We start from the raw sequence: 12,791 nt of genomic DNA on the forward strand, positions 1-12,791 counted from the left end.
TGGTGAGAGGTCAAAAAAGGTTTAATTTTGGCCAAATTTTATATGGTATGTCTAAATTACAGCTCTCTCTAGTCGTTACTGTTTTTAACGAAGAAGAGAATATTAAGCCGCTTTTGGAAGCAATTTATACCTCCCTGGAGGGAATTGAATATGAATTGATATTGGTGGATGATGGCTCTACAGATAAAACGGTGGCCGAATCCAAGCGATATGCGAACGAGCGCACCAGAGTATTGATTTTTAATAAGAACTATGGACAGACTACCGCTTTGGCTGCAGGGATAGATTATGCTGAAGGAGAGTATATTTCTACCATGGATGGGGATTTGCAAAATGATCCTTCGGATATTCCAATGATGTTACAAAAGGCCATTGATGAAGACTGGGATGTGGTAGCCGGAGTGAGGGCCAATCGCCAGGATGGTTTTGTGCTCAGGAAGATCCCAAGTAAAATGGCCAACTGGATGATCAGGAACACTACCGGGGTACATTTGAAAGATTATGGATGCAGTCTCCGTGTATATAAAGCCCATATAGCTCAAGACATGGGCCTCTATGGGGAGCTTCATCGTTTTATTCCTGTTTTGGCCAAGCAGGAAGGTGCGAGAATGACGGAAGTGGACGTTAAGCACCATCCACGGATTCACGGTACTTCAAAATATGGTTTGAACAGGACCTTTAAGGTAATGGCAGATTTGATTTTGATGCTGTTTTTTCAAAAATACCTGCAGCGACCGATTCACCTTTTTGGGACCATAGGTCTTTTGTCCTTTTTTATAGGGGTTTTTATCAATATTTATTTGTTGGCTTTAAAGATTTTGGGTGAAGATATCTGGGGTAGGCCTATTTTGTTAGTGGGATTGATTTTGGTTCTGGGAGGTTTGCAATTAATCACGACAGGGATAGTGGCAGAGATTATCATCAGGACCTATTTCGAATCACAAGGAAAAAGTACCTATAAAGTTAAAGAGGAATTTCGAGGTGAATAAAAAAACGATCAAGCTACTCCTAAAAGTACTCCTTACAGGAGTAGCGATTTACCTTGTCATTCGGAAAATTGATACCCAGGCCACTTGGCAAGTGCTCAAGGATATTAACCTAGGCTTATTGCTGCTGGCTATATTATTTTTTGCCCTTTCAAAAGCTATTTCCTCATTTAGACTTAATTTTTATTTCAGGGATTTGGAAGTGAGATTGTCTGAAAAAGCAAACCTGCAATTATACTGGAAAGGGATGTTTTATAATCTTTTCTTACCAGGAGGTATTGGAGGAGATGGGTATAAAGTTTACTTGCTCAATAAATATTTCAAAGGGCCAGTCAAGAAACTGTTGGCAGCAGTGCTTTTGGATAGGGTCAGTGGATTGGCAGCTTTGGTGTTTTTACTTTTGGGGATCTGGTTTTTCTTGGAGAAATCTGCTATTGACCTTCCTATATGGGAATTGAACCTACTTGCTGGAGTAGCTTTGGTTTTGACTCCGCTTGTTTTTGGAATAGTCTATTGGTGGTGGTTTAAGTCCTTCAGATCATCAATGCTTAAAACCTCGTTTTATTCTTTATTGGTGCAGTCTGCCCAGTTGGTAAGTGCTTATTTTATTCTAATGGCACTGGGGATACATGAGCAGCTATTGGATTATCAGTTTGTATTTTTGTTGTCTTCAATTGTGGCAGTTTTGCCTTTGACCATAGGTGGAGTAGGGGCAAGGGAGTTAGTGTTTATCTTTAGCCATAGTTATATGGGAATTGATAAAAATGCTGCTGTTGCTTTCAGCTTGATCTTTTTCTTAATTACAGCTTTGGTATCTCTTCTGGGGGCTTTTACTAAAGTGGATATTGAAGCTGAAGTTTCAGTGCCGGACTAGGCTAGGAAGTTGTTTGCGACTAGCTGGTAACCTAAGCCAAATATTATACCGCCAATGATGATAAGTGGAGAAGGGATTTTTGTGAATTGCAACAAAAGATAAGTGCCGACAATGGCTGAAATATTGAATGTGTTGGCCGGCATGGGTTCAAAAAGCAAGTAAGCCGCAGCAATCAGCATTCCGCAACTGACAGCGTTGATGCCCTCGAGAGCGGCCCTGACAGGTCTGTATTTTTTTAGTTCATCCCAGAATTTAATCACAAAGAATATCAAAAATGTACCTGGGAGAAAAATACCAGCTGCAGCAATCAATCCTCCTGTAATGGCACCAGTGATTCCCATGTCCCGCATGGATAATGCACCTATATAGGAACTGATGCTAAATGTGGGGCCAGGCACCCCTTGTGAAATCGCATAACCTGTAAGGAACTCTTCGGAGCTGAGGTAGGCCTTGAATTCTACAAATTCTGTATAAAGATAGGGGACCAATACCTGTCCACCTCCAAAGATCAGACTGCCATTACGATAGAAGTTCTCAAATAACCTGATGGGTAGGATGCGGGTAAAGTGCCCTAATAGTGCTGCTATAATTAATACCCCAGCCCATAGGAGGAAGTTGGCCCATTTTACCTTTATACCGTTTTTTTCTTCTATTTTGGGTTGCTTATGAAATTTTAAAGAAGTGAATACTCCACCTATTACCAGCATTACGGGGAAGACATAAGGGGAGTTATAGAAGAAGGCCACAAAGGCGGAAAGCATCATCAAAACAGTTGCTTCTGGTGTCCTGACCATTTTGCCTATGGTTTTCTGTGCGGCATAAATGATAAAGCCAATGGCCATGGGCTGGATAAATTTGGCAAAATTTAATGCGCCTGCAGTCTGCGTTTGAAGAAAGTCGACCAAAATGGCCGCAGAAGTCATGATAAGAGTGGCAGGTAGTATCCATACCAATAATGAAAGGTAGGCGAGGTTGGGGCCGCCCACCCTATAGGCAATTGCTGAGATAGTTTGCGTGGAGGTAGGACCGGGAAGGACTTGGCAAAGTGCATGTAATTCCCAAAGTTCTTCCTCTGAGATATATCGGCGTTTTTTAACCATGATGTCCAAGACCATTGCCAAGAAGGCCTGTGGTCCACCAAAGGCCGTTACTGACAATATAATGACATCTTTTAGGTAGAGGTAATATTTGACTTTTCTAATGGTCACCAGAACTATTTTCGTAAGCCCAGTTCTCTTAACCTTTCTTCTAGAAATTCTCCAGCAGTAGCATCAGCAAATGCTTTTGGGTTTTCTTCATCCACGCAGGAGGATAGGCAGGTCAAGTCCATATCAGCTCTTGGGTGCATGAAGAATGGAATGGAATACCTACTGCTGTTCATTTTTTCCCTAGGAGGGTTGACCACCCGGTGAATAGTGGATTTTAATTTTTTATTAGTGAGTCTTTCCAGCATATCCCCTACATTGACTACAAGCTGGTCAGGAAGTGCCGTAATTGGAATCCACTGTCCATCTTTTCTGAGTACCTGAAGTCCATCGGCACTGGCCCCCATCAAAAGAGTGATTAAATTGATGTCTCCATGTTCTGCCGCCCTAACGGCATCTGCTGGAACTTCTTCCGGATTTTGGATTGGAAAATAATGGATGGGCCTTAGGATGGAATTGCCATGAAGTACCTTGGATTCAAAATAATCTTCTGGGAGTTCAAGGTGTAGGGCAATGGCTCTCAGCATGGCCTTTCCAGCGTTTTCTATGGTTGAAAATACTTGGAGTGCCACTTCTTTGAATTCAGGGATTTCAGAGGGCCATACATTGGGTGGATAGTCTTTTTTGAGGGGATCGCTATCATCTATATTGGTCAAATCCTGTCCGACATGGTAAAACTCTTTTAAATCCCCGGTATTTCTTCCCTTGGCATGCTCCTTCCCTTTTCCTGTATAACCTCTTTGATACCCTATTTCAGGCCTTTCATATTGGTTTTTGGTCGTGTCATTTAGGGAAAAAAATTCCTTTATACTTTTGTAGAGCTTGCCTTGCAATTCATCAGTTAAGCCATGGTTTTTGATGGCAACAAAACCGATGTTTTGATAAGCATCACCAAGTTTTTTGACGAATTCAGCTTTTTTATTGGCATCGCCAGTGGTAAAATCGGCGAGGTCCAATGATGGGATTTCGTTATAAAGGATATCACTCATAGGTATTTTATTTATGTCGCAAGGTAAATATTTTATGGGAAATTTAAATATCTTTAGACAAACCCAAAGTTGTTCTTATGAAGAAAATCAGCCCAATTGCCTTTATAATTTTAATGATATTTATCATGGTATCATGTGAGACAAAGACCAACGAAGAAGTAGAAGAAGAGTCGATTGTGGAAGCTGAGGCCGAGCCAGAGGAAAATACTGTTAAATTTCAATATTTGATGCAGGAAGAAGCCTATCCTGATGCCATGCTAGAGTTGTATAGTCCTTTGGAAAATGAGGTGTTTAAAGAAGGGCGTATACCATTTGAATTCAATATTAAGAATTATCCTTTTGAAGATGGAATGAAAGGATTTCAACTAAAGATGATTATTAATGGTAATGATCCTATTGGATATAATATGCCCATTTTCAAAAAGGAGCTTGACCGGGGAACCTATAAGGTGCTGGCCTATTTGGTAGATGATGCAGGCCTTGCACTGAAGGAATATGGGAATTATGTAGACAGGGATTTTGTAGTTGGAGAATCCAATCCTTTTCCTGAAAATGATGATCCCGCAATAGGCTTAAACTTGCCCCATAATGGGCAGGAATTCAAAAAAGATGAGGCTGTATTGGTTGATTTTATTTTAGTAGGGGGTGATTTGAAGGAGGATGGAATGACTATTAAAATCAGCATAGATGACAAAGAATATATGGTTAAGGAGTTGGGGCAAGTTAAAGTCAGCGATCTTTCTGTTGGTAAGCATCAACTGGAAGTAGTTTTGGTTGACTCTGATGGCAATGAAATCCCAGGAATCTTTTCCAAAAGTATTAAGGAAATTGTGGTAAATGAATAAGGCTGTTTTACATTAAATTTCTCAGTACTTCCAAGGATTTGACTTCTGAAAATGTCTCCAGGTGAATACTATAGAATTTCAAAAGGTCATCCAGTAATTTCCTGCGAATGGAAGCCGGAATTCTAATTTCATGATTGAATGGAGCTTTTAGAAGCTGGGTGAAGTGTTGCTTTTCCTCTATAGCATAGGAGGAATCATTGACATCAGGATGGACTTGTTCAAAGAATTCAACGGCATTGTTGGGAGAAAATCCCAAAAATCTAGAAGTTTCTAATAAAAAAGCAATAGGGTAATTGCCCAGATTGATTCCCTCCTGATCCAATAAAACGACTACTTGATAGAGAAAGTCAAATAAATATTCATTATGATAGTTTTCATATATGGACTTTCCCAGTACCTCAGCAATAAACATAGCAGTACCTGAACGATAATAATCAAAAGGAATTTTATGAAAGGGGGTAGACAGTTTTACTTCTGAAATTCGATTGAGTGAAGCATTCTCCTTATCATATACCACCAGATCCAATAAACTAAGGGGCTGGTAAAAGGCCATTTTTGACTTAGACTTAGGGCTGCGTACGCCATTGACTATATAGCTTTTCAGCCCAAGGTCCCTAGTGAAGATCTTAACGATAATGGAAGTCTCCTTGTACTTTATATAATGGATGACAATACCTTTGGTTTTTTTAATCATGAACTAGGGGATGTGTAGGATTATTTTTTGTCTTCATAAAAACATTTCCTGCATCTCGCTTCATAGCTTTCTTTTTCTCCGAGCACCACTTTTTGTTTGGCATCTGAAAGTCTAAAGCTGTAGGAAGCCAAATCGCCACATTTCATACAGATGGCATGTACCTTGGTTACATATTCGGCCATAGCAAGCAGTTGCGGCATGGGTTCAAATGGCTTTCCCTCAAAATCCATGTCCAAGCCTGCTAGGATGACTCTTTTCCCTGCCAGAGCAAGCTTATTGGCTACATGTGTCAGGTTTTCATCAAAAAACTGGGCTTCGTCAATACCTACCACTTCACAATCCCCTGCTAAGAGCATAATGTCATCTGCAAACTGTACAGGCGTGGACCTGATTTCATTTTCATTATGGGAAACCACATTGGTGTCATGGTATCGGGTATCCATAGCTGGTTTGAAGATTTCCACCTTTTGCTTGGCAATGAGGGCCCTGTTTAGCCTTCTGATCAGCTCCTCTGTTTTTCCAGAGAACATGGAGCCACAAATAACCTCAATGTGACCTGTTTTATCTTTGGGGTGCTTGTTTCCTATAGAAGGCTCAATAAACATTTTATCTGTTGATCTTTGTCTAAATTTATCAGGCTTACCTTATGAATAATAGTGCAATTATTTGCTATAATCCATATGTGGGAATTTGTACCGTTCGTCTACCTTTATACGAATGCTGCCCTGATTTATCTTTGTCTGGCAAGTTAAGCGTTGATTTTCTTTTAGCCTTCCCAATTTTCGAAAATATTCTTCCCTATCCGTTAAGTCAGAAAGATTTTCCTGACCTTCAGTGACAATCATCAAGCAAGTAGTACAACGTCCCTTTTTACCACAAGCATGCATCCAATCTATAGCATTTTCATGGATTATTTCGATAACTTTGTTATTGGGTGCTTTTGTGTAAATCTCCTTGTTGTATAGGTTTTCAATTACTATTTTAGGCATCATTCTTCTACTTCAAATAAGAAAATCCTTACTAATGAACGATAAAATTAACCTCAATTATTTAGAAAACTATGCTCAAGCCTTTTCTGATAAGGTTTGTTCAGAATATTTCATCACCAAAAAGTACATGTCTGGGCAGGAAATTATCCAGCTTACACCCAATTCCCAGGTTAATTTCATGATCATTAAGACGCTCTTTGAGAAGTGGCAGGAGGAATTGGAAAAGCTGAAGAGCAATCCTTTTTTTGATTATAGGGATATGGCTGTGGCTTCGGCACTTAAAGAGTTTATGGATGTACTTTCAAGGGCCATAAAAGTCGAAAGAGCTCATTTTGAACCGATGATGGAAGTGGCGGTTATAGATGCTGTTTTATTGGCCTTGGATCCCATGGTCTATCTTTGGGGGGAGATTGAAAAAGCTGCTCCTAACAGTCCGGCAGACCATCTAAAGTCAAGTAGAAAGTATATCAAATGGCATGGGAAATTGCTTGCTGAACTATTGGAGAGGGGAGGACAAGGAGATGCAGATATTTATAAAAATGAATTGAGTAAAGCTTATGAAAAGCTGCAAGGTGAATTGGCTCCTGCGAAGGAATTGTTGGGGACTTTAGATCAAGTTTTGCCTATCAATTGGGATGAACTCTTACCGAGTGCTGAGGAACGTGAAGCAGATAGTGAGGCGGAGCCCAAATTTTCTGATGAGCCCATAGAGGAAAAAGAGAATAAAGAAAAAGAGAGAATTGTCCAAGAGGATGAAAAAGAGGAAGTGCCGGTTTTTGAGGAGGAAAAAGTGTCCATGGGGGCTTCAGAGGGAAATATAGACCCTGCATTGGCTTGGGCCAAATTTGAATCTGAACAAAGTGGCCTTTTGAAAGGGCCTATAGATAGTTTGGAAGATGGAGTGGCTATCAACCAAAGGTTTATGTTCACCAAAAAGTTGTTTGATGGCAACCCAGACCTGATGGGGCATGCCTTCAAATCCATTGATCAATGCGATAGTTTTGTGGAAGCTATTGATTTGATTAATACAAGATATTTGACTGAATTAAGCTGGGACAAAAACTCTGAAGAGGTTCATGAGTTTTTGCACCTGATTTATAGAAAGTTTGATGAGAAATAATACCCAACAGATCTGATCATCTCTTAATGAATTGATAACAAAAAATGGCGGGAGGCAGGGTGGAATGTTTTGCCCATTTGGAGACAAAGTAAATTTATGAAAAGATTGACAGTCGTGGTGCTCCTGCTTTTGGTGAGTACTTTTAGCCTTAGGGCCCAAAATGGAAATGGCTCAGAAAAGCCTAATTATATTTTGATTGTTGCCGATGATCTTGGTTATGGTGACTTGAGCTTTACAGGGAGTAGCCAAATTAAAACTCCCCATATCGATGCCCTGGCCAAGTCGGGTGTGTTTTTCCCTGAAGGATATGTTTCTTCAGCCGTATGTAGTCCATCACGTGCAGGTTTGCTGACGGGAAGGAACCAAGTGACATTTGGATATGACAATAATTTGGGAGGAGTACAACCCGGATTTGACCCAGCTTTCCATGGACTTCCTGTGGAAGTAGAAACAGTGGCCGATCATCTTGGTGATTTGGGCTATGTCAATGGGATTGTAGGAAAGTGGCATTTAGGTTATGAAGACCAGTTTTATCCTTTGAATAGAGGCTTTGACGAGTTTTGGGGATATAGAGGTGGAGGTCATGATTATTTTGAGGCTTCCAACAATACGCGGGGATATAAAGCCCAAATAGAATGTAATTATAAGACCCCTCAGGAGATTACTTATATAACTGATGATAAAGGGGATGAATGTATTGATTTTATCAACAGGCACAAGGATGATCCCTTCTTCCTTTATGCCTCATTTAATGCTCCACATACACCAATGCAGGCTACAGAAGCTGATTTGGACCTGTATAAACATATTAAGGATGAGAAAAGGAGGACCTATGCAGCTATGGTTCATAGGTTGGATATTAATGTGGGCCGAATTGTAGCGGCTTTGGAAGATGCCGGCCTAAGGGAAAACACCATGATTGTTTTTATTAGTGATAATGGAGGGCCAGCTGAAACAAATGCCTCTATCAATGCACCATATAACGGTAAGAAGGGGACCTTGATGGAAGGTGGAATCAGGGTGCCTTTTATCATCAATTGGCCATCACAGCTAACCGCTGGCAAGGTATACCAGGAGCAGGTTTCTTCCCTTGACCTTACTCCGACATTTATTGCCATGGCTGGTGGGGAATTAAGAGAAGAAAATAAATTTGACGGGGTAAACCTGATGCCTTATCTCAAAGGAGATAAGCTGGGTAAAGTACATGATGAAATCAAGTGGAGGTTTACCATTAGTGCAGCCATACGCGAAGGTAAATGGAAATTGATCAGGGTGCCTGATAGGTTACCTATGCTATTTGATCTTGAAAAGGATATTTCAGAGCAAAATGATGTGGCCTTGGAAAACCTTGACATCACCAAAAAGTTATTGAAAAAGCTGGGTACTTGGGATGTGCAATTGCCACATCCACTGTTTTTGGAAGGACCAATATGGAGAATCAATCAAGTACGACAGTATGATAAAAAATATCAGTTGACCCAACCTGAATAATAGAAGCATGCAAAAGAGGCTGTCTCATAAGTCGAGTTTTTTGTGTCATTCTGACGAAAGGAAGAATCTCATGGAGTTGATTTCCAGTAATAAACAGATCTAGAGATTTTTCCTAACGTCGAAATGACATATTTTGAGACAGCCTCTTTTTTTAATTCATTCTGCCCAATAATTGAATTCTGTGCGAATCCAATTTGATGAATATAAATAGCAATATCGTAAAAGACCAAAGTGAAGAACCTCCATAGCTAAAGAAAGGTAGCGGAATTCCTACTACAGGAAAAAGGCCAATGGTCATGGAGATATTGATAAAGAAGTGAAAGAGCAATATGGACACCACACAATAGCCATAAACCCTTGAAAACCGGGTCTTCTGCCGCTCTGCTAAGAATACAAGTCGTATCAATAGGGCCACAAATAGAAATACCACCACAAGGCTTCCTATCCAGCCAAATTCTTCCCCAAGGGTACAGAAAATAAAATCAGTATGCTGCTCAGGTACAAAGTCAAATTTGGTCTGTGTACCTTCCAGATAGCCTTTCCCCCAAAATCCTCCAGAGCCAATGGCGATTTTTGACTGGGTTACATTCCAGCCTACACCCAGTGGGTCAATGTCCGGATTGAAAAGTACCATGATTCTATTCTGTTGGTGAGTAGGTAGTTTGGAAACTACTAGGTCCAAACTGTAACTGTAAGCAATAATTGCCATACCAATCAAAGAAAAGGTAAGGACTCTTTTCCAAGTTTTTTTACCTGATAAGATCAGTAATAGGGTGATTCCGGTTACCGCAGCTACAATATAAAGATTGTTTTCTACTGCAAGAGAAAGCAATGAAATAGCAATAAAAACCAAGGCTAGGATATAATATTTCTGTGGCATTCCTTCTCTATATAGCATGATGAAAAAGGAAGTATACACCATAGCAGTTCCTGTATCTGGCTGCAACATGATCAAGCTTATAGGTAATAGGATGATCAAAATGGCCTGGAATTGATATTTGGGAAGACTTAGGTCAAAGGAAGGTTTTTCAATAAACTTCGCCAAGGCCAGTGCGGTCGCAAATTTGGCAAATTCTCCAGGCTGAAGTCTAAAGGGACCTAATTCAAACCAAGCTCTTTGTCCGTTGATTTCCTTGCCTATAAAGGGGGTAAGCAATAGTATGAGCAGGAAGAAGCCGAACAATATCAAACTAAGGTTGTCAAAAAGCCGATAATCAGCCACCATGATGATGGTGATCAGCAATATTGCTGTACCAATCCATACCAATTGTTTACCTGAATTGATACTAAAATCAAATATGCTTTTGGCCGCTTGTTCATCGTAAACGGCAGCATAGATATTGATCCAGCCAATCATCACCAGGGCTAAATAAATTAAGATGGTTAGCCAATCTATTTTGTTGATATATAAATCGTCTTGTCTCACTTTAGTCTCCAAAATCGCCGACCAAAACATAGTCTTCCAAGGTCGGTCTTTCTATATGTCCTCTTAAATATTTTTCAATCATCAAGCTGGCCGTACTCGCAGCAGCACGTCCGCCCCAGCCAGCATTTTCCACATATACAGCAATGGCAATTTGTGGATTTTCCTTGGGCGCAAAAGCAACGAATACGGAGTGGTCCTCCCCATGGGGGTTTTGGGCCGTGCCTGTTTTACCGGCTATGGTGATGTCACTAATGATTGCCCTCATGGCCGTTCCATAAAGCGCTTCAGCCATGGCGTCCTGAACCATATCAAAATGATGGGCAGAGACGCCTACATCATGTTTGATTTGGTATTCCTCGGGGATTTTCTTGGGATCTCCATCCACAGACTTGATCAAATGGGGTGTGTAGAAGTAGCCTTTGTTAGCAAAGATGGCAGCCAAGTTGGCCATCTGTATAGGGGTAACCAACATCTCTCCTTGGCCAATGGATAGGGAATATATGGTAGAGTATTTCCATCTGTTTTTACCATACATTCTATCATACAAAAGACTTGAAGGTACATCCCCACTTTTTTCAGAAGGTAAATCGATACCCAATCGGTTTCCCAATCCAAATTTTTCAACCGCTTCATGCCATTTGTCCAATCCTATTTGCGTATCGGTATAGGTATTAGAAGAAATATCTTGATTGATCATCAATCGGTAGGCCTGATAGTAATAAGGGTTGCAGGAATTCCTGATGGCACCAAACAAATTTACAGGACTGGAGTGATTATGACATGCCACTAAGGCCTTATTGCAGGCAAAAGTGGTATTAGGGGTGATGACACCCCATTGGAGTCCAATAAGGGATTGAACGATTTTGAAGATAGATCCTGGAGGATACATGGCCATAATGGGCCTGTTAAACAAAGGTCTCGTAGAATCATTCAACAATTTGCCATAATTCTTTCCATAGGCAGCTCCAGCTAATAGATTCGGATTATATACTGGTGCGGAAATGATGGAAAGTATTTCACCTGTTTTAGGTTCAATGGCTACTACTGAGCCTTTTTTGCCTTCCATTAGTTTCTCACCATACTTCTGTAATTCTAAGTCTATGGTCGATTGTAGGTTTTCACCAGGGATGGAGGCGGTATCTAGTTGGCCATTTTTAAAGGAGCCTTTGTCCACTCCTCTTACATTGACCATTTTGTATTTTGCTCCTTTTTTACCTCTTAGAATTTTCTCATAATAAGATTCGATTCCAGAATGTCCAATATAATCTCCCTGGTTATAATAGTCCGCAGAATCCCTTTCCAACTGTCTGGGTTGGATTTCTGCGATATAGCCCAAAGCACTTGCCCCTACAGAATCTGGATAGGCTCGAACCGACCGTGTCATGATAAATAGGCCGGGGTAATCGATGAGGTAATCCTGAATCTTGGCAAACTCTGTGTTGGAGATTTGTTTTATCAGCGGAGATGGTTTTACATAGGAATATTTCCTTGCCTTCTGATAACGCTCAATAAGCTGGTCCTTTTCGATCTGGAATAGTTTACAGAACTTGGCAGTGTCCTTTATACTAAACTCTTTGGGGATGACCATCAGGTCAAAGACAGGATTATTATAAACAAGTAGCTCCCCATGGCGGTCATATACCAAGCCTCTATAGGGGTAATCGACTATTCTTTGCACGGCATTTCTTTCTGCACGTCGCATGAAACTGTCATCCAATACTTGTATGACAAAAAGCTTAGTTAGTAAAACTATGCCGACAATAATAATGACCACAGTGATGACACTGTGCCTGTTCTCATTCATTTAAATGCTTCTACTTTTTTTATAAAACAAGACTTGAACAATAACACCTAATACAAAGGTAAATGCAGTGCTGGCCAAAGTCTTATATATCATTGGAATATACAAGTTAGTGCCGACATTATCAATGAAGAAGAATGTAAGATGATGAACCAATATAAGTGGCAGGGAATAAGTAAGGAACCATCCCATCCCCATATTCAATAGATTAGGAGGAGTATTGGAATCATAGCCTCCAGTTGGAGTGATTAACTGAATCCAAGGTCTTCTCAAAAAGGCCATCATCACTGCACTGCCTGTATGAAGCCCCATGCTGTCATAGAATATATCAATCCCAAACCCTAATAGGAATGCCAATAACATCATAGGGA

At 40.4% G+C, this 12,791-nt stretch carries 13 protein-coding genes; 5 read left to right on the top strand and 8 right to left on the bottom strand.

Translation table 11 applies throughout. From position 1 onward, the window contains the following. The first annotated feature begins 47 nt into the window (after positions 1-47). Together H7U17_RS00095 and H7U17_RS00100 are read left to right on the top strand one after the other, a co-directional pair. The gene (locus H7U17_RS00095) at positions 48-989 is read left to right on the top strand and encodes a glycosyltransferase family 2 protein (RefSeq protein WP_186753487.1); all 942 of its coding nucleotides are present in this window, start codon (positions 48-50) and stop codon (positions 987-989) included. Then, entirely contained in the window at positions 982-1,860 is an 879-nt protein-coding gene (locus H7U17_RS00100) for a lysylphosphatidylglycerol synthase transmembrane domain-containing protein (protein ID WP_186753489.1), read from the top strand. The genes H7U17_RS00095 and H7U17_RS00100 overlap by 8 nt, the downstream gene beginning before the upstream one ends. Here the strand turns inward: H7U17_RS00100 and chrA are convergent. Together chrA and H7U17_RS00110 are read right to left on the bottom strand one after the other, a co-directional pair. Beyond that, complete coding sequence (gene chrA, locus H7U17_RS00105; RefSeq protein WP_186753491.1) at positions 1,857-3,068, bottom strand: chromate efflux transporter; 1,212 nt, start codon at positions 3,066-3,068, stop codon at positions 1,857-1,859. The genes H7U17_RS00100 and chrA overlap by 4 nt on opposite strands. A gap of 5 nt (positions 3,069-3,073) precedes the next feature. Further along, positions 3,074-4,054 carry an isopenicillin N synthase family dioxygenase gene (locus H7U17_RS00110; RefSeq protein WP_186753493.1) on the bottom strand — a complete coding sequence of 327 codons (981 nt, stop codon included), beginning with the start codon at positions 4,052-4,054 and terminating at the stop codon, positions 3,074-3,076. A gap of 77 nt (positions 4,055-4,131) precedes the next feature. Here H7U17_RS00110 and H7U17_RS00115 point away from each other — a divergent pair, with 77 nt between their 5' ends. Further along, positions 4,132-4,899 carry a hypothetical protein gene (locus H7U17_RS00115; protein WP_186753495.1) on the top strand — a complete coding sequence of 256 codons (768 nt, stop codon included), beginning with the start codon at positions 4,132-4,134 and terminating at the stop codon, positions 4,897-4,899. A gap of 7 nt (positions 4,900-4,906) precedes the next feature. On the opposite strand, the gene recO is transcribed toward H7U17_RS00115, so the two are convergent. From recO to H7U17_RS00130, 3 genes are read right to left on the bottom strand one after another with little or no spacing between them, the layout of a single operon-like run. Next, positions 4,907-5,593 (bottom strand): DNA repair protein RecO, encoded by a 687-nt coding sequence (recO, locus tag H7U17_RS00120; protein WP_186753496.1) that lies wholly within the window; start codon positions 5,591-5,593, stop codon positions 4,907-4,909. A 20-nt stretch (positions 5,594-5,613) separates the two neighbouring features. Beyond that, positions 5,614-6,198: a thymidine kinase gene (locus H7U17_RS00125; protein ID WP_186753498.1), complete on the bottom strand. Its 585-nt coding sequence runs from the start codon at positions 6,196-6,198 to the stop codon at positions 5,614-5,616. Between the two features lie 57 nt (positions 6,199-6,255). Then, positions 6,256-6,582 (bottom strand): 2Fe-2S iron-sulfur cluster-binding protein, encoded by a 327-nt coding sequence (locus H7U17_RS00130; RefSeq protein ID WP_186754858.1) that lies wholly within the window; start codon positions 6,580-6,582, stop codon positions 6,256-6,258. A 34-nt stretch (positions 6,583-6,616) separates the two neighbouring features. Between H7U17_RS00130 and H7U17_RS00135 the strand changes: the two genes are divergently transcribed. Both H7U17_RS00135 and H7U17_RS00140 read left to right on the top strand, forming a co-directional pair. Then, complete coding sequence (locus H7U17_RS00135; protein WP_186753500.1) at positions 6,617-7,702, top strand: hypothetical protein; 1,086 nt, start codon at positions 6,617-6,619, stop codon at positions 7,700-7,702. Positions 7,703-7,798: 96 nt separating this feature from the next. Continuing rightward, positions 7,799-9,193, top strand: coding sequence for a sulfatase (locus H7U17_RS00140; RefSeq protein ID WP_186753502.1), 1,395 nt, complete (start codon positions 7,799-7,801; stop codon positions 9,191-9,193). A 151-nt stretch (positions 9,194-9,344) separates the two neighbouring features. Here H7U17_RS00140 and rodA read toward each other — a convergent pair whose 3' ends face one another. The 3 genes from rodA to H7U17_RS00155 are packed head-to-tail and all read right to left on the bottom strand — an operon-like array spanning position 9,345 to position 12,786. Beyond that, positions 9,345-10,619, bottom strand: coding sequence for a rod shape-determining protein RodA (gene rodA / locus H7U17_RS00145; RefSeq protein ID WP_186754860.1), 1,275 nt, complete (start codon positions 10,617-10,619; stop codon positions 9,345-9,347). Position 10,620: 1 nt separating this feature from the next. Then, on the bottom strand, positions 10,621-12,423 hold the full coding sequence (mrdA, locus tag H7U17_RS00150) for a penicillin-binding protein 2 (protein ID WP_186753504.1): 1,803 nt from the start codon (positions 12,421-12,423) through the stop codon (positions 10,621-10,623). After that, a complete protein-coding gene (locus H7U17_RS00155; protein WP_317172657.1) occupies positions 12,424-12,786 on the bottom strand; it encodes a Rod shape-determining protein MreD in 363 nt (120 codons plus the stop codon). Positions 12,787-12,791 lie beyond the last annotated feature (5 nt).

This window comes from Echinicola salinicaeni, assembly GCF_014280965.1.
Taxonomy (GTDB): Bacteria; Bacteroidota; Bacteroidia; order Cytophagales; family Cyclobacteriaceae; genus Echinicola; species Echinicola salinicaeni.